This is a genomic window from Klebsiella sp. M5al (genome assembly GCF_002090195.1).
GTDB lineage: Bacteria > Pseudomonadota > Gammaproteobacteria > Enterobacterales > Enterobacteriaceae > Klebsiella > Klebsiella grimontii.
The window spans coordinates 3,612,582-3,632,387 of record NZ_CP020657.1 but is presented as its reverse complement, the minus strand read 5'-3'; the positions used below and the strand labels follow the sequence as shown (position 1 = coordinate 3,632,387).

General features: G+C 57.2%; 18 protein-coding genes. 9 read left to right on the top strand and 9 right to left on the bottom strand.

Annotation, left to right across the window (positions count from 1 at the left end; genetic code table 11):
- Positions 1 to 15: 15 nt before the first annotated feature.
- The 3 genes from BWI76_RS17510 to ygeW form a co-directional block, all read right to left on the bottom strand.
- On the bottom strand, positions 16 to 1,227 hold the full coding sequence (locus BWI76_RS17510) for a YgeY family selenium metabolism-linked hydrolase (RefSeq protein WP_004133348.1): 1,212 nt from the start codon (positions 1,225 to 1,227) through the stop codon (positions 16 to 18).
- A gap of 63 nt (positions 1,228 to 1,290) precedes the next feature.
- A complete protein-coding gene (gene dpaL / locus BWI76_RS17505; protein ID WP_004133350.1) occupies positions 1,291 to 2,490 on the bottom strand; it encodes a diaminopropionate ammonia-lyase in 1,200 nt (399 codons plus the stop codon).
- 62 nt (positions 2,491 to 2,552) lie between these two features.
- Positions 2,553 to 3,740 (bottom strand): knotted carbamoyltransferase YgeW, encoded by a 1,188-nt coding sequence (ygeW, locus tag BWI76_RS17500; RefSeq protein ID WP_004133351.1) that lies wholly within the window; start codon positions 3,738 to 3,740, stop codon positions 2,553 to 2,555.
- A 491-nt stretch (positions 3,741 to 4,231) separates the two neighbouring features.
- On the opposite strand from ygeW, the gene BWI76_RS17490 reads away from it, so the two are divergent.
- A complete protein-coding gene (locus BWI76_RS17490; protein ID WP_049130499.1) occupies positions 4,232 to 6,016 on the top strand; it encodes a sigma 54-interacting transcriptional regulator in 1,785 nt (594 codons plus the stop codon).
- A gap of 73 nt (positions 6,017 to 6,089) precedes the next feature.
- On the opposite strand, the gene ychF is transcribed toward BWI76_RS17490, so the two are convergent.
- Together ychF and pth are read right to left on the bottom strand one after the other, a co-directional pair.
- The gene (gene ychF / locus BWI76_RS17485) at positions 6,090 to 7,184 is read right to left on the bottom strand and encodes a redox-regulated ATPase YchF (RefSeq protein ID WP_004133353.1); all 1,095 of its coding nucleotides are present in this window, start codon (positions 7,182 to 7,184) and stop codon (positions 6,090 to 6,092) included.
- A gap of 117 nt (positions 7,185 to 7,301) precedes the next feature.
- Positions 7,302 to 7,886 (bottom strand): aminoacyl-tRNA hydrolase, encoded by a 585-nt coding sequence (pth, locus tag BWI76_RS17480; protein WP_004121831.1) that lies wholly within the window; start codon positions 7,884 to 7,886, stop codon positions 7,302 to 7,304.
- Between the two features lie 272 nt (positions 7,887 to 8,158).
- Between pth and ychH the strand changes: the two genes are divergently transcribed.
- The gene (ychH, locus tag BWI76_RS17475; RefSeq protein WP_004121828.1) at positions 8,159 to 8,434 is read left to right on the top strand and encodes a stress-induced protein YchH; all 276 of its coding nucleotides are present in this window, start codon (positions 8,159 to 8,161) and stop codon (positions 8,432 to 8,434) included.
- Between the two features lie 210 nt (positions 8,435 to 8,644).
- Positions 8,645 to 9,691, top strand: coding sequence for a MerR family transcriptional regulator (locus BWI76_RS17470; RefSeq protein WP_004133355.1), 1,047 nt, complete (start codon positions 8,645 to 8,647; stop codon positions 9,689 to 9,691).
- Here the strand turns inward: BWI76_RS17470 and dauA are convergent, their stop codons facing one another.
- From dauA to lolB, 4 genes are all read right to left on the bottom strand, one after another.
- Positions 9,692 to 11,371, bottom strand: a complete 1,680-nt coding sequence (dauA, locus tag BWI76_RS17465) for a C4-dicarboxylic acid transporter DauA (RefSeq protein WP_029669642.1) — start codon at positions 11,369 to 11,371, stop codon at positions 9,692 to 9,694.
- A 250-nt stretch (positions 11,372 to 11,621) separates the two neighbouring features.
- Complete coding sequence (prs, locus tag BWI76_RS17460) at positions 11,622 to 12,569, bottom strand: ribose-phosphate diphosphokinase (RefSeq protein ID WP_004103157.1); 948 nt, start codon at positions 12,567 to 12,569, stop codon at positions 11,622 to 11,624.
- A gap of 183 nt (positions 12,570 to 12,752) precedes the next feature.
- Positions 12,753 to 13,601, bottom strand: coding sequence for a 4-(cytidine 5'-diphospho)-2-C-methyl-D-erythritol kinase (ispE, locus tag BWI76_RS17450; protein ID WP_162685334.1), 849 nt, complete (start codon positions 13,599 to 13,601; stop codon positions 12,753 to 12,755).
- On the bottom strand, positions 13,601 to 14,212 hold the full coding sequence (lolB, locus tag BWI76_RS17445) for a lipoprotein insertase outer membrane protein LolB (RefSeq protein ID WP_004133358.1): 612 nt from the start codon (positions 14,210 to 14,212) through the stop codon (positions 13,601 to 13,603). Before lolB ends, ispE begins: the two co-directional genes overlap by 1 nt.
- A gap of 273 nt (positions 14,213 to 14,485) precedes the next feature.
- Between lolB and hemA the strand changes: the two genes are divergently transcribed.
- Genes hemA through kdsA form a run of 6 tightly spaced genes read left to right on the top strand, consistent with a single transcriptional unit; the run spans position 14,486 to position 19,806 of the window.
- Entirely contained in the window at positions 14,486 to 15,742 is a 1,257-nt protein-coding gene (gene hemA, locus BWI76_RS17440; protein ID WP_004121817.1) for a glutamyl-tRNA reductase, read from the top strand.
- A gap of 43 nt (positions 15,743 to 15,785) precedes the next feature.
- Positions 15,786 to 16,868: a peptide chain release factor 1 gene (prfA, locus tag BWI76_RS17435; protein ID WP_004133359.1), complete on the top strand. Its 1,083-nt coding sequence runs from the start codon at positions 15,786 to 15,788 to the stop codon at positions 16,866 to 16,868.
- Positions 16,868 to 17,707 (top strand): peptide chain release factor N(5)-glutamine methyltransferase, encoded by an 840-nt coding sequence (prmC, locus tag BWI76_RS17430; protein ID WP_004133362.1) that lies wholly within the window; start codon positions 16,868 to 16,870, stop codon positions 17,705 to 17,707. The genes prfA and prmC overlap by 1 nt, the downstream gene beginning before the upstream one ends.
- Entirely contained in the window at positions 17,704 to 18,096 is a 393-nt protein-coding gene (gene sirB2 / locus BWI76_RS17425; protein ID WP_004133364.1) for an invasion regulator SirB2, read from the top strand. Before prmC ends, sirB2 begins: the two co-directional genes overlap by 4 nt.
- A 3-nt stretch (positions 18,097 to 18,099) precedes the next feature.
- Complete coding sequence (sirB1, locus tag BWI76_RS17420; RefSeq protein ID WP_024357862.1) at positions 18,100 to 18,912, top strand: invasion regulator SirB1; 813 nt, start codon at positions 18,100 to 18,102, stop codon at positions 18,910 to 18,912.
- A gap of 39 nt (positions 18,913 to 18,951) precedes the next feature.
- Complete coding sequence (kdsA, locus tag BWI76_RS17415) at positions 18,952 to 19,806, top strand: 3-deoxy-8-phosphooctulonate synthase (protein ID WP_004133369.1); 855 nt, start codon at positions 18,952 to 18,954, stop codon at positions 19,804 to 19,806.

Below are 19,806 nucleotides of genomic sequence, written 5' to 3'. Positions count from 1 at the left end.
AGACAGGACGAACGATTACTCCGTGGCCAGCCAGCTCAGCGGGATGGCGGCATACATCGCGGCGCAGGTCACCAGATGCGATTTCCAGGTTTTCTCATTTGGCGCATGCGCTTCCGGCTCTTTCCCTGGCCCAAAGCCGATAACCGGAATGCCGTGGCGGCCCATAATGGAGACGCCGTTGGTGGAGAAGGTCCACTTATCCACCACCGGCGCTTTGCCGAACAGCCCTTCATAGGCGTTGCTCAGGGCGCGGACGGTGAAGTGGTTCTCTTCCACTTTCCAGGTCGGGAAGTAGCATTCGGTCGGGTAGACCAGGCCGGTCCAGGAGGGACGCTCGTAGTTGTACATCGAGACCACCGCGGCGGCTTTTTTCACCGCCGGCAGCGCGCGGATTTCATCCAGCGCGCCTTCCCAGGTTTCGCCCCAGGTCAGACGGCGGTCGATGGAGACGGCGCAGCTATCCGCCACCGCGCAGCGGCTCGGCGAGGTGAAGAAAATCTCGGAAACGGTCAGGGTGCCTTTGCCGAGGAATTCGTCATAGCCCAGCTTCTGCGAAAGCTGCTCCAGCTCGGTCAGGATCGGCGCCATTTTGAAGATGGCGTTATCGCCGCGCTCCGGGGCGGAGCCGTGGCAGCTGACGCCCTGAACCTCCACGCGGATCTCCATACGCCCGCGCTGCCCGCGGTAAATCTGGCAGTCGGTGGGCTCGGTGCTGACCACAAATTCAGGACGTATGCCGGATTGTTCGATGATGTACTGCCAGCACAGGCCGTCGCAATCCTCTTCCTGAACGGTACCGGTGACCAGCATGGTATACTCATCTTCCAGGCCCAGATCTTTAATAATTTTACCGGCGTATACCATGGAGGCCATTCCGCCCTCCTGGTCAGACGCGCCGCGTCCGCCGATCAGCTCATCGGTTTCCATACCTTCGTACGGGTCGAAGTTCCAGTTTTTGATATTGCCAATACCGACGGTATCAATGTGCGCGTCCATCGCCAGCAGACGCGGGCCGTGGCCGATGTAGCCCAGCACGTTGCCCATCGGATCGATTTCAACTTTATCGAAGCCGACTTTTTCCATCTCTTCTTTAATGCGGTGCACCACGCGCTTCTCATCGCTGCTTTCGCTGGGGATAGCGATCATATCGCGCAGGAAACGGGTCATCTCTTTTTCGTACTGTTTTGATTTTTCCAGGATTGCGTTGAACGGAATTTGCTTAGCCATAACGATGTTCTCCAGTTCTGAATACGAGCTTCCCGCACGGCGGGAGGAATTTTGCCAAGTCGGCTACTGCGCCGCCGGATGCCTGCCTTCCCAGACGACTTCGCGATAGTGCTTAACGTCGGTGTCGCCTTCGGTGCTAATCACCAGCACCACGGAGCGGCTGTCCAGCTTGAGCTTGTGCATCAGCGCGTCGCGCTGCGGATGGAAATGAATCGCCGCCAGCAGGCCGAGACCGACAGCGCCGGATTCGCCGGAAATAATGCGCGGATCCTGGCCCGTCGGGTTTCCCAGCACTCGCATGCCGAGGGCGGCGACGGCGTCCTGGCAGGAGACAAACTGCGTGGCGCAGTTGCGCAGCACTTCCCAGCCCAGCGGGTTGGGCTCACCGCAGGCAAGGCCGGCCATAATGGTCGCCATATCGCCGCTGACGTTGACCATCTGGCCCTTCAGCGCAGAGCGGTAGAGACAGTCGGCCAGCTCCGGCTCGACGATAATGGAATGGAGATGCTTTGCGCCGTAGACGTCGGCAAGATAGCCCAGCACGCCGCCGGCCATCGCGCCCACGCCGCCCTGCAGGAGCACGTGCGTAGGGCGGGCGATACCCATTGAGGAGAGCTGTTCTACCGCTTCATCGGCGAGGGTGGCGTAGCCCTGCATAATCCAGGTCGGAATTTTTGTGTAGCCTTCCCAGGCAGTGTCCTGCACCACCTCCCAGCCGTTATTCTGCGCGGTCTGCATGGTAAAGCGGACGGTGTCGTCGTAGTTCATGTCGGTGACGATGCATTCCGCGCCGAGGCGCAGAATGGCGTCAACCCGCTCCTGCGCGGAGCCTTTCGGCATATAGATGACCGCGTTCTGGCCTAACTGGCGGGCCGCCCACGCCACGCCGCGGCCGTGGTTGCCGTCGGTGGTGGTGGCGAAAGTCATCTTCTCTTTGATGCTGGATTTAAGCGTTTCGAAGGAGAGGTCGTTGATATCTAAATCGTATTTTTCACATAGCAGCCGGGCGATGGCGTAAGAGCCGCCGAGCATTTTGAAGGCGTTGAGGCCAAAGCGCCGGGATTCGTCTTTGACGAGGATTTTTTGCACGCCAAACAGGGCGGAAAGTTCGTTCAGCGCCACCAGCGGCGTGGGCTTATAGCCGGTAATCTTTTGATGAAAGCGGCGAGCCTGCTGCGCCTGCTGGCGTGAAAACAGCGGTGAAGTCTCCGCGTTAAAAAAACGGTTTTCGGCAATATCCATTTTCAATGAGAAAGCAGACATACTCGATCCTTATCCTTTGAAGTTCGACAGTCGTGGGGCTGGCCCGTGGGCCAGCCGGGGGATTATTTGATGCGTTTCTGCGCGTCCTTGAGCAGCTGCTCCAGCACCTTGCCCGGGTTCGCGTATTTGCGGCAGACGATCATCGCGGCGATGATGTACGGCTTCCAGCTTGCCTCTTTGTAGGTCGGGATCCGGTACTTCTCGAAGACCCCTTCGGTGACTTCGCCCGCCTCGCAGGAGACGCCGGTGATATCCGCCGGCAGGCAGTGCATGTACAGCGCTTCGCCGTCGCGGGTATGCTTCATCATCTCTTCCGTACAGTGCCAGTCTTTATGCCCGGCGTTCTGTTCCAGGCAGGCTTTCTCCAGCGCCTTCAGCCCTTCGTGGTCGTTAGCGCGCAGCAGTTCGGTGCGTTTTTCCATCACTTTGTACGGCGCCCAGGATTTCGGATAGACGATATCGGCGTCTTTAAAGGCTTCCTCCATGCTGTTGACCTGGCGGAAGCTGCCGCCGGAGGCCTGTGCGTTGTTTTTCGCCACTTCGATAACGTCCGGGATCAGGTCATAGCCTTCCGGGTGGGCGAGGGTGACCTCCATACCGAAGCGGGTCATCAGGCCGATAATGCCCTGCGGTACCGAAAGCGGTTTCCCGTAACTCGGCGAATAGGCCCAGGTCATGGCGATCTTCTTGCCTTTCAGGTTCTCCAGCGAGCCGAAGTGCTCGCGCAGCCAGGCGAGGTCCGCCATGGACTGCGTTGGGTGGTCGATATCGCACTGTAAATTGATCAGCGCCGGACGCTGCGGCAGCACGCCCTGCTTGTGGCCGTCATCCAGCGCCTCGCCGACTTCGCGCATATAGGCGTTGCCCGCGCCAAGGAACATGTCATCACGGATGCCGATGGCGTCGGCGCAGAAGGAGATCATGTTGGCGGTTTCACGCACCGTTTCGCCGTGGGCAATCTGCGATTTTCCCTCATCCAGATCCTGCTGGGCCAGACCTAACAGGTTGAGCGCGGAAGCATAGGAGAAGCGGGTGCGGGTTGAGTTATCGCGAAACACGGAAATGCCCAGGCCGCTGTTAAACACTTTGGTGGCGATATTTTCAGCGCGCAGCGTTTTCAGCGCGGCGGCGACATCCAGCACCTGTTTCAGCTCATCCGGCGTTTGTTCCCAGGTCAGCAGAAAGTCTTTCTCACTGAGATGCGAGTTAAGTTGATTGATATCCTTAATCAGTTCGTTAACAGTTTTCATGTTTCAATCCTGGTCGTAAATGACGGCTTAATGATTGCTGTGCGGTCGGATATGCAGAGTTGCCGAATTAGCGACTGCCAGCGCTGTATTATCACTAACAATAAGCGTGCCAAATTCTCGAGGAGAGGCGGCGGACAGGATTGAACGGTTAGGATTATGCTAAGTCTGTCACGAATTCAGGATAGTATTTGGCGACGGGGAGAGGGGACGTTTTTACTCCCGCCATAAATTTCAGCGTAATGGGCAATTGCTGGCGTCAGGAATAATAGGATTATCATCTGCGCATCGCACCAATATGATAAAAGTCGCCATAAATTTATCATAATGATAAGAAACTGTGATTCCTATTGCATATTTAAGATAAGGTGCCGAGATTAGCCCTATCTATATCAATGCTCCCTGGCAAAGGGAGTGATATCATCTGCAGAACATAAATAAAGCCACCGCGCTCGACGCTCTTCAGGTGCGCAATAATGAGAAGGCCGATATACATGATACCGTCCAAAACACCCTCCATTTTAATGCAAATTCAGCCTACAATTCAGAAGTTTGCACGGATGCTTTCCAGCGTCCTCCAGCTGGAAGTCGAAATTGTCGATAACGAATTATACCGGGTAGCCGGAACCGGGGCTTATAGTAAGCAGATTGGCTATAAATTAAATTCAAACTCGCGGCTTCTTCGCTACATTATTGAAACACAGACCGAAAAAGTCGTCACTCATTCCCGCTTCGACCCCCTTTGCAAAGGCTGTAACAATAAAGATAAATGTGAAGAGAAAGCCTTTCTTGGCACCCCGGTGATGTATCACGACCGCTGCGTCGGCGTTATTAGCCTTGTCGCGCTGACGCGCGAGCAGCAGGAGCGTATTAATGCGAATATCCAGGAGTTTTCTGATTATGTTCGCCATGTATCAACCATATTCGTTTCCCGATTTTTACAGGAACGAGCGGTCGGCGACAATATCCATAAAATATTTTTAACCATGATTGAAAATATGGATCAGGGCGTGCTGGTGGTGGGTAACGATCAAATAGTCAAATTTGCCAATCAGGCCGCGCTGAAAATAATGAGCGTGACGCAGGGACAGGTTATTGGTAAGGCAATCCAGTTTCAGCCGTTGACCTTCGAAGATAATTTCAAGCACGGACATATGCAGCACATTATCTCCTTTGACGATCGCAAGGAGCTCATTATCGGCCAACTGCACGCGGTGCAGGATCAATGGCTATTTTTAATGGCGTTCCATCAGTCGCACTCGACCGCCGATTTTAGCAGCGGGCAGGAAGGGCCGCAGATTGAGGCGATGGTCGGAGAGTGTCGGCCCATGCGGCAGCTTAAAAAGCTGATCAGCCGCGTGGCGCCGAGCCCTTCCAGCGTGATGATTGCCGGCGAGAGCGGCACCGGCAAGGAGGTTGTGGCCCGCGCAATCCACAAGCTCAGCGACCGCCACGCAAAGCCCTTTATCGCGATTAACTGCGCCGCGATACCCGAGCAGCTGTTAGAAAGCGAACTGTTTGGCTACGTGAAGGGGGCGTTTACTGGCGCATCGGCAAACGGTAAGACTGGCCTGATTCAGGCGGCGAATAGCGGGACGCTGTTTCTTGACGAGATTGGTGATATGCCGCTTACGCTACAGGCCAAGCTGCTGCGGGCCATCGAATCGCGGGAGATTCAGCCGGTGGGTGCCAGCCACCCGGTTCAGGTCGATATTCGTATTATTTCCGCGACCAATCAAAATCTTGAACTGTACATCGCGGAAGGAAAGTTTCGCGAGGACCTCTATTACCGTCTGAACGTGATCCCGCTGCGCCTGCCGCCGCTGCGCGAACGGCAGGAGGATATCGAGCTGCTGATTCACTATTTCCTGCATCTGCATACCGGCCGGCTCAACCTCGTTTACCCCGGCGTGGCGCAGGATGTGATCGATTTCCTTAAACGCTACCGCTGGCCGGGCAATATTCGCGAACTCAGCAACCTGATGGAGTACCTGGTCAACGTGGTGCCGTCGGGAGAAATCATCGATATGTCGTTGCTGCCGCCCAATCTGCTGAGCAGCAGCGAGCTGGCGAGTCAGCCGCCGTCTTCTGCTTCCGCGGCAGCGACCCTCGCCCAGGAGGAGAACGTGACGGCGCTGGAAGAGATGGAGCGGCAGATGATCCGCGATGCGCTCTCGCGCTACAGTAATAAAAAACAGGCGGCGGACGAGCTGGGGATTGGTATCGCCACGCTGTATCGCAAAATAAAGAAATATTCGCTGGCGGCGGGCCAGAACTGACGGCAATGGCGGACAATAAAAAAATCCACGCGAGCGCGTGGATTTTATGGATGATGTTACTGCGAAGAAAAGCTTAGACGTTGAACAGGAAGTTCATCACATCGCCATCTTTCACGATGTAGTCTTTACCTTCGGCGCGCATTTTCCCGGCTTCTTTGGCGCCCTGTTCGCCTTTATAGGTAATAAAGTCTTCATAGGCGATGGTCTGCGCGCGGATAAAGCCTTTTTCAAAGTCGGTGTGGATTTTACCCGCGGCCTGCGGGGCAGTGGCGCCGACCGGGATGGTCCATGCGCGGACTTCCTTCACCCCTGCGGTGAAGTAGGTCTGCAGGTTCAGCAGCTCGTAACCGGCGCGGATAACGCGGTTCAGGCCCGGTTCTTCCAGACCCAGCTCGGCCATAAACTCATCGCGGTCGGCATCGTCCAGCTCGGCGATATCGGACTCAACGGCGGCGCAAACGGCGACGACCACCGAACCTTCGGCGGCGGCGATTTCGCGGACTTTATCGAGATAGGGGTTGTTCTCAAAGCCGTCTTCGTTGACGTTGGCGATATACATGGTCGGCTTCAGGGTCAGGAAGCTCAGGTATTTAATCGCCGCTTTGTCTTCTTCGGTCAGGTTTTTCAGCGCACGCAGCATACCGGCGTTTTCCAGCTGCGGCAGGCATTTTTCCAGCGCCGCCAGCTCGGCTTTCGCGTCTTTATCGCCGCCTTTGGCTTTCTTCTGCACGCGGTGGATAGCGCGCTCGCAGGTATCCAGGTCGGAGAGCGCCAGCTCGGTGTTGATAACCTCGATATCGTCAGCCGGATCCACTTTATTGTTAACGTGGATGATGTTGTCGTTTTCGAAACAGCGCACGACGTGGCCGATAGCTTCGGTTTCGCGGATGTTGGTCAGAAACTGGTTGCCCAGACCTTCACCTTTCGACGCGCCTTTTACCAGGCCCGCGATATCGACGAATTCCATCGTGGTCGGCAGAATACGCTGCGGTTTGACGATTTCAGCCAGTTTGTCCAGACGCGGATCGGGCATCGGCACGACACCGGTGTTCGGCTCAATGGTACAGAAGGGGAAGTTGGCCGCTTCAATACCCGCTTTGGTGAGCGCATTGAACAGGGTGGATTTGCCGACGTTGGGCAAACCGACGATACCGCATTTGAATCCCATGATTTAAATCACCTTAATCTTTGGATAATCAACCTGTTATAGTGAACAGATTGCAGAAAAGTAAATAGCTTCGCCTATTATACACGGTGCGTGACAAAAATTCCGCACGCCGACCGGTTATTGCGCTTTAAAAGCGTGTAAACGGTTGGTCGCTTTGGTCAGGCCATCCTTCAGCCACACCTCGGTGCAGCGTGCCGCTTCGTCAACGGCCTCATCAATCAACTTCTGTTCGCTGGCGGGCGGTTTGCCCAACACAAAACCGACAACTTTATTTTTATCGCCCGGATGGCCGATTCCCACGCGTAAGCGGTGAAAGTTCGGGTTATTGCCCAGCTTGCTGATGATGTCTTTCAGGCCATTATGGCCGCCATGACCGCCGCCCAGCTTGAACTTAGCCACGCCTGGCGGTAAATCGAGCTCATCGTGGGCGACGAGGATTTCGTCCGGGTTAATGCGAAAGAAGGTCGCCATCGCGCCGACGGCTTTGCCGCTCAGGTTCATAAAGGTGGTCGGCACCAGCAGGCGGACATCTTCGCCGGCAAGGTTAATCCGCGAGGTGTAGCCGAAGAATTTACTCTCTTCGCGCAGCGGCGCGCGGTGGCGTTCCGCCAGTAAATCCACGTACCAGGCGCCGGCGTTATGTCGGGTCGCTGCGTATTCAGCGCCGGGGTTCGCCAGGCCGACAATCAATTTTATGCTCACTTTTTTATCCTGCTTGGGTCGTTCTCTGGCGCGTAGTGTACTGTCTGCGCGCGCGGTTGACAAAGTTCTGCCAGCGAAGCGCGGCTGATAGAGGTAATAACGGGTTTAAATAATTAGAATTTGATGTTGTTCAGTGGGTTATTTGTAAACTTTTGTGGGCAAGATGTTCGCTTCTGTGATCCTTCACGCAATCGGTATATTGCTCATTGTCTATACTACACCTATAAGATTTGGGGATATTCCCATGCAACCCAAGGTTCCGGAGGTGACATATGAAACGCAGAAACGCTTCGTTACTCGGTAATGTGCTGATGGGGTTGGGGTTGGTCGTCATGGTTGTCGGCGTTGGTTACTCTATTTTAAACCAGCTTCCGCAGCTTGACCTGCCGCAGTTTTTCGCACACGGCGCGATCCTGAGTATCTTTGTCGGCGCGGTACTGTGGCTGGCTGGCGCTCGCGTCGGCGGTCATGAACAGGTTAGCGACAGATACTGGTGGGTTCGCCACTACGACAAACGCTGCCGCCGCGATCAGCATCGCCACAGTTGAGTGAATTCCATACCACCAGCCGTTGTGAACGGCTGGTGCGTTTTAACGCCGTCCGTTCAGGCTGCCCGCTTGTTGTTGTCTCAAATCCTCCTTATCTCTCTTCATCTTTCATCGGCACAGTCTGCCTAATACAATTCCGGTACTGAGCGCTTGACCCTGACGTAACGTCAGGCTGCAGAGTGGCGCCACTGGCCGATGAAAGGAGCAATCATGTTAATTCAGGTGGGAGAACTGGCGAAACGCGCCGGAATAACCGTCCGTACGCTACATCACTATGAACAAACGGGATTGCTAACGCCTTCGGCCAGAAGCGCGGCGGGTTACCGGTTATATAATCTGGCGGCCGTTAAGCGGCTGCATATGATCAAAGCGCTGGCGCAGGCCGGGCTGGAACTCGCCACTATCAAGGACTATCTCGACCGGGACACTTTCTCGCTGTCCGATCTGCTGGTTAAGCAGATAACCACCCTCGACCGGCAGCTACAAACCCTCTCAACGCTGCGCCAGCGCCTGGCGCTGCTGCGCGAAGAGCTGGACAGCGGAGGCGAACCCGACCTGGAGTCCTGGCTACAAACGCTGGAGTTAATGAAAATGTACGATCGCTGGTTTAGTCAACAGGAGTTACAGGTGCTGCCGTTCGCGGAGCAGGATGAGCAGCGCAATCAGATCTGGCTGGAGCTGGTTAGCGAAGCGCAGCAGCTCATGCGCCAATGCTGTCCGGCAGACGCGCCGCAGTCAATGGCGCTGGCAACCCGCTGGATGGAGCAGCTGGAGCAGGATACCGCCGGAAGGCCTGAGTTTCTGACCCGGCTGAATGACATGCACGCCGCCGAGCCGCAGATGCGCGAGCAAACCGGGGTGACCCCGGAGACGATTGATTTTATTACCCGCGCCTTTGCGGAAAGCAAGCTGGCCATCTGGGCGCGCTATCTGAATGCCGAAGAGCTGGCGTTTACGCGGCAGCACTATTTCGATCGCCTGATGGAGTGGCCGGCGCTGGTGGCCGACCTGCATCGGGCCTGTCGTGAAAAGCGGGACCCGGCATCGGCGGAGGGGCAGCAGCTGGCGCAGCGCTGGCTGGCGCTGTTCCAGTCTTATGCGGGAACGGATCCCCACACGCAGCAGAAGTTTCGTTATGCCATGGCGCGGGAGCCGCATTTGATGAAGGGAACCTGGATGACGGCGGAGGTGCTTGGCTGGCTTCAACAGGCGATTGGCGTGATGATGCGGCAGGCGTCAGGGCCTGCCGCCGGGTAATTAAATATCCGCCAGCGCGGCGTTGCGGTCCGGGTAGAAGCTCAGGCGGCCCGGAATCGGTTTAACGCCTGCCCGCGCCAGGGTGCGCAGCGGCTGAAATTCCAGGTTCGACACGCGCAGCTCACAGCCTTCCGGCAGCTTCTTCACGAAACGCTGGAAGGCATCCAGTCCGCCGGCATCCAGCACCGGCACCGCATCCCATTTCAGCACCACGATACGCTTGCCTGCGACCCGCGTTTCCAGATCGGTAAATAATCCTTCCGCGGCGGCGAAAAACAGCGGACCTATGACGCGCAGCACCAGCACATCATCCGGAACCTCAACGTTGACCGGCGCCAGGCGGGTCATCCGCGCGATCCGGCGCATAAACAACAGGGAGGCCAGCACGATGCCGACGCTAATCGCGATGACCATATCAAACAGTACGGTCAGCGACATGCACATCAGCATAACGATAATGTCGTCTTTTGGCGCATAGCGCAGCAGGTTAACGACCTTGTGCGCTTCGCTCATATTCCATGCCACCATCAGCAGCAGCGCCGCCATGGCGGAAAGCGGCAACCAGGAGAGCAGAGGGGCAAGCACCAGCAGCGCCATGATCACCAGCAGCGCGTGGATCACGGCGGAAACCGGCGAGGTCGCCCCGGCGCGGACGTTGGCCGCCGAGCGGGCGATGGCGGCGGTGGCGGTAATGCCGCCGAAGAACGGCGCCACAATATTGCCGAGCCCCTGGCCAATCAACTCGCTGTTGGCCTTGTGTTTGGTGCCGGTCATGCCGTCCAGCACCACGGCGCACAGCAGGGACTCAATCGCCCCGAGCATGGCCATGGAAAACGCCGCCGGCAGCAGCGCCTGCAGCGAGGACCAGCTGAGGGTGAAGTCTGAACCCGGCATATCCCACGGCAGCACCAGCTGCGGCAGCAGCTGCGGAATACCGTTGCCCTGGCTGCCGTCGGCGAGAATATAGTGGAACTGAGAGCCAATGGTGGCGACGTGCCCGCCAAGCAGGTTGACCACGCCCATCACCGCGCAGCCCGCCAGCAGGGCCGGCAGGTGGCCCGGCAGACGAATCCCCAGACGCGGCCAGATAATCAGCGTGCCCAGCGTGACAACGCCGATGGCGGCATCGCCGGGATTAATGGTCGGCAGCGCCATCGCCAGCGCGCCGACTTTCTGCAGATAATGTTCAGGCACGTGCGCCATCTGCAGACCGAGAAAATCTTTAATTTGCATGGTACCGATGGTGATACCGATCCCGGAGGTGAAGCCGAGGGTGACCGATAGCGGAATATACTCAATCAGGCGGCCAAAGCGCGCCAGGCCGAAAAGAATCAGGAAGATCCCCGACATCAAGGTTGCGACCAGCAGTCCGGCAAGCCCGAACTGCTGCGAGACCGGGTAGAGGATCACCACGAAAGCGGCGGTAGGCCCGGAAACGCTAAAGCGCGAGCCGCCGGTTAACGCAATGACGATCCCCGCCACCGCGGAGGTATAGAGACCGTACTGCGGCGCCACCCCGCTGCCAATAGCCAGCGCCATCGCCAGCGGGATAGCGATAATCCCGACGGTAATCCCGGCAATCACATCACGAGTAAACCGCGAAGCGGTATATTTTTCTTTCCAACAAGCGTCGATGAGGGCGCGGAAAGGCATCACATGTGAGGAAAATAATCTGTTCACAATAATGTTTCATCCATGAGCGCATCATCTGTCAACTAAATGGCAGGTGAAGGAGGCATCGGTCATTTCCACGTCATCCTTCGGGATGCCTCTGTGTTGGCTGCGTTCATTTACCCCGATCCCGTACTGCCTGTACGCTGCCGGAGATTCATTCACTTGCCGCCTTGACGCATGCCGAATGATTTTGTGGAAGAATAAAAGGTTCAGAGACAAAAAAACCCGCCGCAGCGGGTTTTTGTGCCGGGCTCGATTAATGTTCGAACATAGCAGAGATAGATTCTTCGTTGCTGATACGACGAATCGCTTCGGCCAGCATACCAGACAGCGTCAGGGTACGGACTTTTTCCAGCGCTTTGATTTCCGGCGTCAGCGGAATGGTATCGCAGACGACGAATTCGTCAATCACTGAGTTCTTGATGTTCTGGATAGCATTGCCGGAGAAGATCGGGTGCGTTGCGTAAGCGAAGACGCGTTTAGCGCCGCGCTCTTTCAGCGCTTCAGCCGCTTTACACAGGGTGCCGCCGGTATCGATCATATCGTCAACCATCACGCAGTCGCGGCCAGCGACGTCGCCGATGATGTGCATCACCTGGGAAACGTTAGCGCGCGGACGGCGTTTGTCGATGATAGCCATATCGGTATCGTTCAGCAGCTTGGCGATAGCGCGAGCGCGAACCACGCCGCCGATGTCCGGAGAAACCACGATAGGGTTGTCCAGGTTCAGCTGCAGCATGTCTTCCAGCAGGATCGGGCTGCCGAATACGTTATCAACCGGAACGTCAAAGAAGCCCTGAATTTGTTCTGCGTGCAGGTCAACGGTCAGAACGCGGTCGACGCCGACGCTGGACAGGAAGTCAGCAACCACTTTCGCGGTGATAGGCACACGAGCAGAACGAACACGACGGTCCTGGCGAGCATAACCGAAGTAAGGGATAACAGCGGTGATACGACCTGCCGAAGCACGACGCAGAGCATCAACCATAACAACCAGTTCCATCAGGTTGTCGTTGGTGGGAGCACAAGTGGACTGGATGATGAAAATATCACCACCGCGTACGTTTTCATTGATTTGTACGCTGACTTCACCGTCGCTAAAACGACCTACGGCGGCGTCGCCAAGAGAAGTGTACAGGCGGTTGGCAATACGTTGTGCTAGTTCCGGGGTGGCGTTACCAGCAAAAAGCTTCATATCAGGCACGAGAAGAACCTCAGGCATGCGTCCAGTGGTGGATGAAATGGGCCAAAAAACTGTGCGGGTGGGCACGATTTCATCCAGGCGGTGTATTAAAGAGCCCGATGCAACGTCTGGAACAGGGTGACGTTGTCACCGTAACTCAGTTTCCCCGGCGTTTTCGCCAAATTTGCAATAATTTAGCAGAACTTAGCGCAGCGCCTGCTTGAGCGGAGAGATGTTAACACCTCGCGCCACGAAGCCATGCAGCCATGCCGGGGCTTTTTCAAGCACCTGACGAGCGGCGGATTCTGTGTCAAATTCAGCAAATACACATGCACCGGTGCCAGTCAGGCGCGACGGCGCATATTCTAACAGCCAGGAAAGCGCCGCATCAACCTCACGAAAACGTTTTCTTGCGATAACCTCGCAATCATTGCCGAATTTACATTTTAATAACGTATTAATTGACCTGGCCGGGGTATCGCGCGGCAGTTGCGGATCGCGAAAAATGATCGGCGTTGGAATGCTGACCCCCGGATGCGCCACCAGATACCATTTTTCCTCCGGTTCGACCGGGGTCAGAATTTCCCCGATGCCTTCGGCAAAGGCCGCATGGCCGCGAACGAACACCGGCACGTCGGCGCCCAGCTGCAGACCCAAAGCCGCCAGCTCATCTTCCGAGAGATTACAGCCCCATAAATGGTTCAGCGCCACCAGAACGGTCGCGGCGTTGGACGAGCCGCCGCCGAGGCCGCCGCCCATCGGCAGCACTTTGTTGATGCTGATATCGGCGCCGCTGCCCGCAGGAAGCGTCCCGGCCTGCGCTGCGGCCTGCATTAATAGCCTGGCCGCGCGGATGATCAGGTTCTCTTCATCCGGCACGCCGTCAACCGGCGTCAGCAGACGCAGCTGGCCGTCGTCGCGCGGCTCAATCGTCAGCGTGTCGCCATAATCCAGAAACTGAAACAGCGTTTGCAGCGTGTGGTAACCGTCGGCGCGCCGCCCGGTAATGTACAAAAACAGGTTCAGCTTTGCGGGAGAGGGCCAGCGGGTCATCATTTCACAATCCAGTTATCCATTTTCAGCTTGATGCGCTGGCTGCCGTCGTTAAGCTCCATATTGGCCGGCAGCGACGGTTTGGTGTCGGAGGTGTAGCCGCCCCAGGTGACATGCCAGGTCTTGCCGTTTTGCGTGTAGTTCAGTTCGCGCAGGCGGTACTGGTCATCAAGCGAGTAGTCGGTGGCGTCGCCAGGCAGGCCAATAATCCACTGGCGCAGGCTATTGAGCGGAATCGGCATACCGGTCAGACGGCCAATCATCTCTTCGGCATCGGTCGCCGTGTAGGTCTGTCCTTTATTGTCAATCAGCTGCACGTTGCCCGGCTGGGCGGTTAACGACAGCTCGGTGCTGCCGAGCGGGTTAGTCAGCAGCAGGCGATAGCGGTCCTGGCCGGTTTGCTGCCAGAAGAAGCGGGCATACACCTTTTGCTCATCCGAGAGATAAGCGAAAGCGCCGCGCGTCTGGAACTGATTAAGATTGCGGACATCTTGCTGGTGCTGACGCCACTGCGGTGAATCCGGGCTTTTACCCGGCCCTTTCGGAGCATTAATCGCACAGGCGGTCAGAACGAGGCTTGCCAGCGGCAACAGGCGGAACAGTCGATTCATAATGATGACAAATCCTTGATGTCTACAGTGAAATGCGGCAAATGAGAGTAACAGCTGGCCGATTTGTGTAGCGGGTTACAATAATAACCATTAATGCTAGCGTTGCCGGGCGGTAGCGTCTACGTTCAAGTTGTCTGAAATCAAAAAATTACCGTTAATGGCTATTACAGATTAGCTATTACTCCAAAAGGGGAGCCTCTCTTTTATTGATTACGCGCATCCTGTATGATGCCTGCAGACTAACCTTAGCAACGCTGGTACTACTCCCTCACAATGACGCTTTTAGCTCTTGGCATTAACCACAAAACAGCTCCTGTAGCGCTGCGAGAACGCGTAACGTTTTCGCCGGATACGCTCGACCAGGCGCTGGAGAGCTTGCTGGCCCAGCCAATGGTGCAGGGCGGGGTGGTGCTGTCGACCTGTAACCGCACGGAACTCTACCTCAGCGTCGAAGAGCAGGATAACCTTCAGGAAGTTCTTATCCGCTGGCTGTGCGATTACCACGGCTTAAATGAAGACGACCTGCGCAAAAGCCTCTACTGGCATCAGGACAACGATGCGGTCAGCCATCTGATGCGCGTCGCCAGCGGTCTTGATTCGCTGGTGCTGGGCGAGCCGCAGATCCTCGGGCAGGTGAAAAAAGCCTTTGCTGATTCCAGTCGCGGACATCTGAACGTCAGCGAGCTGGAGCGCATGTTCCAGAAGTCGTTCTCGGTGGCCAAACGCGTGCGTACCGAAACCGATATCGGCGCCAGCGCGGTCTCCGTGGCGTTTGCCGCCTGTACTCTGGCGCGACAAATCTTTGAATCGCTCTCCAGCGTTACCGTGCTGCTGGTCGGCGCCGGTGAAACCATTGAGCTGGTGGCCCGCCATCTGCGCGAGCATAAGGTGCGCAAAATGGTGATTGCCAACCGCACCCGCGAGCGCGCTCAGGCGTTGGCCGATGAAGTCGGCGCGGAGGTGATCGCCCTGAGCGACATCGATGAGCGGCTTAAAGAAGCGGATATCATTATTAGTTCTACCGCCAGCCCGCTGCCGATTATTGGTAAAGGGATGGTGGAGCGCGCGCTGAAGGCGCGCCGCAACCAGCCGATGCTGCTGGTCGATATCGCCGTTCCGCGCGATGTCGAACCGGAGGTTGGCAAACTGGCGAACGCCTATCTCTACAGCGTGGACGATCTGCAAAACATCATTCAGCACAACCTGGCGCAGCGTAAAGCCGCGGCGGTGCAGGCGGAAACCATTGTTGAGCAGGAAGCCAGCGAATTTATGGCCTGGCTGCGCGCCCAGAGCGCCAGCGAGACTATCCGCGAATATCGCTCCCAGGCCGATCAGGTCCGCGAGGAGCTGACGGCTAAAGCGCTGGCGGCGCTCAATCAGGGCGGCGATGCGCAGGAAATCATGCAGGATCTGGCGCGCAAGCTGACTAACCGCCTGATCCACTCGCCAACCAAATCTCTTCAGCAGGCCGCCCGTGACGGGGATGATGAACGCCTGCATATTCTGCGCAACAGCCTCGGGCTGGAATAGCGCACCTTTCTCTCTTTTTTTAGGACAGGGTGAATTCACGCCTATGAAGCCTTCTATTGTTGCCAAACTGGAAGCCCTTTACGAACGCCATGAGGAAGTTCAGGCGCTACTCGGCGATGCCGCGACCATCGCCGATCAGGATAAGTTTCGCGCGTTATCCCGCGAATACGCGCAGCTGAGCGACGTCGCCCGCTGCTACACCGACTGGCGCCAGCTGCAGGATGATATCGAAGCCGCGCAGATGATGCTCGATGACCCGGAAATGCGCGAAATGGCGCAGGAAGAGCTGCGCGAAGCGAAAGAGAAGGGCGAACAGATGGAGCAGCAGCTGCAGGTTCTGCTGTTGCCCAAAGACCCGGATGACGAGCGTAACGCGTTTGTTGAAGTTCGCGCCGGCACCGGCGGCGATGAAGCGGCGCTGTTCGCGGGCGATCTGTTCCGTATGTACAGCCGTTACGCGGAATCACGCCGCTGGCGCGTGGAAATCATGAGCGCCAACGAAGGCGAACACGGCGGCTTTAAAGAAGTGATCGCCAAAATCAGCGGCGACGGCGTCTATGGGCGACTGAAGTTCGAATCCGGCGGCCATCGCGTGCAGCGCGTACCGGCCACCGAATCCCAGGGGCGTATCCATACCTCCGCCTGCACCGTGGCGGTGATGCCGGAGCTGCCGGAAGCCGAAATGCCGGATATCAGTCCGAGCGATCTGCGCATCGATACCTTCCGCTCCTCCGGTGCGGGCGGTCAGCACGTCAACACCACCGATTCGGCGATCCGTATTACCCACTTGCCGACCGGTATCGTCGTCGAGTGTCAGGACGAACGCTCCCAGCACAAAAACAAAGCGAAAGCGTTGTCGGTGCTTGGCGCGCGCATCCGCGCCGCGGAAGTGTCCCGGCGCCAGCAGGCGGAAGCCTCCGAGCGCCGTAATCTGCTGGGTAGCGGCGATCGCAGCGATCGCAACCGCACCTATAACTATCCGCAGGGCCGCGTGACCGATCATCGCATCAACCTGACGCTTTATCGTCTGGACGAAGCGATGGAAGGCAAACTGGATATGCTGATTGAGCCGATCGTTCAGGAATATCAGGCCGATCAGCTGGCCGCCCTTTCCGAGCAGGAATGATGACTTTTCAGCAGTGGCTGACCCAGGCTATCGCCCGCCTGAGCCAAAGTGAAAGCCCGCGCCGGGATGCCGAAATCCTGCTGGGCCACGTGACCGGCAGAGCGCGGACCTATATCCTCGCCTTTGGCGAAACGGCGCTGACCGCGGCGCAGGCCGCCGAGCTGGAAACGCTGCTGAGCCGTCGCGCCCGGGGCGAACCGGTGGCTCACCTGGTGGGCCAGCGCGAATTCTGGTCGCTGCCGCTGTTCGTCTCTCCCGCGACGCTGATCCCGCGTCCGGATACCGAGTGCCTGGTTGAACAGGCGCTGGCGCGCTTATCCGATGAGCCGTGTCGCATTCTCGATCTCGGCACCGGCACCGGCGCGATCGCCCTGGCGCTGGCCAGCGAACGCCCGGACTGCCGCGTCACCGCCGTCGATGTGATGCCCGATGCGGTCGCGCTGGCCGCGCGTAACGTTGAGCATCTCGCGATCCCTAACGTCAGCGTACTGCAAAGCGACTGGTTTAGCGCGCTCGCCGGACAGCAGTTCGACATCATCGTCAGCAATCCGCCCTATATCGACGAAACCGACCCGCATCTGGCGCAGGGCGATGTCCGCTTTGAGCCGAAAACGGCGCTGGTCGCCGCCGATGGCGGTCTGGCCGATCTGGCGCATATCATCCGCGAAGGCCGCCGCTATCTGGCTGCCGGCGGCGTGATGTTGCTGGAACACGGCTGGACGCAGGGCCAGGCGGTGCGGGAACTCTTTCGCGAGGCGGGTTATGGCAATATTGCCACCTGCCACGATTATGGAGACAACGAGCGCCTGACGCTCGGGCATTATCAGGGAGAGGTATGAATCTGTTTAACGCGGTACTGTATTTGCATATCGCCTGCGTGGTGGTCTCGGTCAGCCTGTTCGTGCTGCGCTACTGGTGGCGCTGGAGCGGGAACCGCCTGCTCGACCAGCGCTGGGTCCGCATTGCGCCGCACTGTAGCGATACGCTGCTGTTTCTCAGCGGCGCTGGATTAATGGCAATAACGCACTATCTGCCGTTTACCGAAGAGGGTACATGGCTGACTGAGAAGCTGTTTGGCGTTATCATTTATATCGCATTGGGATTTATCGCGCTGGGCCGTCGTCGCTCGCGCAGTCAGCAGAGCCGGTTTGTCGCCTTTCTGCTGGCCCTGGTGGTGTTGTTTATCATTATTCAACTCGCCATCACAAGAATACCGTTATTGGGGTAAGGCATGAGGTCGTTAGCTGATTTCGAATTTAATAAAGCGCCGTTATGTGACGGCATGGTCCTCATTTCTGAATTAATCCGCGACGATTTTCCGACGCACTATGTGCAGGATGAGCTGGAGCGGCTGCTGGCCCTGGCGCAGGAGGAGATTGCCTCTTCCTGGGACCAGGAGCGCCAGATAGAGCGTCTGCTGGAGCTGTTCTATCACGACTGGGGCTTCAGCGATTCGCGCGGCGTTTACCGTCTGTCCGATGTGCTCTGGCTTGATAAGGTTCTCAACAACCGCCAGGGCAGCGCGGTGTCGTTAGGCGCAATCCTGCTGTGGATCGCACAGCGTCTGGCGCTGCCGGTGGTACCGGTTATTTTCCCGACCCAGATGCTGCTGCGCGCCGATCCGCAAGAGAGCGAAGAGATGTGGCTCATTAATCCGTTTAACGGCGAAACGCTGAACGAGCATACGCTGGAAGTGTGGCTGAAGGGCAATATTAGCCCGGTCGCCGAGCTGTTTAACGAAGATCTCGACGAAGCCGACAACGCGGAAGTGATCCGCAAGCTGCTCGACACGCTCAAATCGGCGCTGATGGAAGAGCGGCAGATGGAGCTGGCGTTACGCACCAGCGAGGCGCTGCTGCAGTTCAACCCGGAAGATCCGTACGAAATTCGCGATCGCGGGCTGATATACGCCCAGCTCGATTGCGATCACGTGGCGCTGCAGGACCTCAGTTACTTCGTTGAACAGTGCCCGGAGGATCCCATTAGCGAGATGATCCGCGCGCAGATCAACACCATTTCGCATAAACAAATTACATTGCATTAGTCTGAAACCATTCCGGTTACACCCTGATAAGGCGAACTTATGAAACAAAAAGTGGTTAGCATTGGTGATATCAAAGTAGCAAACGACCTGCCATTCGTGCTGTTTGGTGGCATGAACGTGCTGGAATCCCGCGATCTGGCGATGCGTATCTGCGAACACTACGTGACCGTCACGCAGAAGCTGGGCATTCCTTATGTGTTTAAAGCCTCTTTTGATAAAGCTAACCGTTCTTCCATCCACTCCTATCGCGGGCCGGGGCTGGAAGAAGGGATGAAGATTTTCCAGGAGCTGAAGCAGACGTTCGGCGTGAAAATCATCACCGACGTTCACGAAGCCAGCCAGGCTCAGCCGGTGGCTGACGTGGTTGACGTTATTCAACTGCCAGCGTTCCTCGCCCGCCAAACTGACCTGGTTGAAGCGATGGCGAAAACCGGCGCGGTGATCAACGTGAAAAAACCGCAGTTCGTGAGCCCGGGCCAGATGGGCAATATCGTCGATAAATTCATCGAAGGCGGCAATGACAAAGTCATTCTTTGCGATCGCGGCGCGAACTTCGGCTACGACAACCTGGTGGTCGACATGCTGGGCTTCGGGGTGATGAAAAAAGCCTCCAATAACTCACCGGTTATCTTCGACGTTACCCACGCACTGCAGTGCCGCGACCCGTTTGGCGCCGCGTCCGGCGGACGCCGCGCGCAGGTTGCCGAACTGGCGCGCGCCGGGATGGCGGTAGGCATCGCGGGCCTGTTTATTGAAGCGCACCCGGATCCGGAACATGCGAAATGCGACGGTCCATCCGCGCTGCCGCTGGATAAACTGGAGCCGTTCCTCAAGCAGATGAAAGCCATCGACGATCTGGTTAAAGGCTTCGATGAGCTGGATACCAGCAAGTAA

What these genes read in the sequence shown, in the direction of transcription:
- ychH (WP_004121828.1), top strand. Translation starts at nt 8,159, where the DNA reads ATGAAACGCAGAAACGCTTCGTTACTCGGTAATGTGCTGATGGGGTTG.
- lolB (WP_004133358.1), bottom strand. Translation starts at nt 14,212, where the DNA reads ATGAATCGACTGTTCCGCCTGTTGCCGCTGGCAAGCCTCGTTCTGACC.
- sirB2 (WP_004133364.1), top strand. Translation starts at nt 17,704, where the DNA reads ATGAATCTGTTTAACGCGGTACTGTATTTGCATATCGCCTGCGTGGTG.
- sirB1 (WP_024357862.1), top strand. Translation starts at nt 18,100, where the DNA reads ATGAGGTCGTTAGCTGATTTCGAATTTAATAAAGCGCCGTTATGTGAC.
- prmC (WP_004133362.1), top strand. Translation starts at nt 16,868, where the DNA reads ATGACTTTTCAGCAGTGGCTGACCCAGGCTATCGCCCGCCTGAGCCAA.
- ychF (WP_004133353.1), bottom strand. Translation starts at nt 7,184, where the DNA reads ATGGGATTCAAATGCGGTATCGTCGGTTTGCCCAACGTCGGCAAATCC.
- BWI76_RS17510 (WP_004133348.1), bottom strand. Translation starts at nt 1,227, where the DNA reads ATGGCTAAGCAAATTCCGTTCAACGCAATCCTGGAAAAATCAAAACAG.
- kdsA (WP_004133369.1), top strand. Translation starts at nt 18,952, where the DNA reads ATGAAACAAAAAGTGGTTAGCATTGGTGATATCAAAGTAGCAAACGAC.
- ygeW (WP_004133351.1), bottom strand. Translation starts at nt 3,740, where the DNA reads ATGAAAACTGTTAACGAACTGATTAAGGATATCAATCAACTTAACTCG.
- BWI76_RS17470 (WP_004133355.1), top strand. Translation starts at nt 8,645, where the DNA reads ATGTTAATTCAGGTGGGAGAACTGGCGAAACGCGCCGGAATAACCGTC.
- dpaL (WP_004133350.1), bottom strand. Translation starts at nt 2,490, where the DNA reads ATGTCTGCTTTCTCATTGAAAATGGATATTGCCGAAAACCGTTTTTTT.
- BWI76_RS17490 (WP_049130499.1), top strand. Translation starts at nt 4,232, where the DNA reads ATGATACCGTCCAAAACACCCTCCATTTTAATGCAAATTCAGCCTACA.
- prfA (WP_004133359.1), top strand. Translation starts at nt 15,786, where the DNA reads ATGAAGCCTTCTATTGTTGCCAAACTGGAAGCCCTTTACGAACGCCAT.
- ispE (WP_162685334.1), bottom strand. Translation starts at nt 13,601, where the DNA reads ATGACCCGCTGGCCCTCTCCCGCAAAGCTGAACCTGTTTTTGTACATT.
- hemA (WP_004121817.1), top strand. Translation starts at nt 14,486, where the DNA reads ATGACGCTTTTAGCTCTTGGCATTAACCACAAAACAGCTCCTGTAGCG.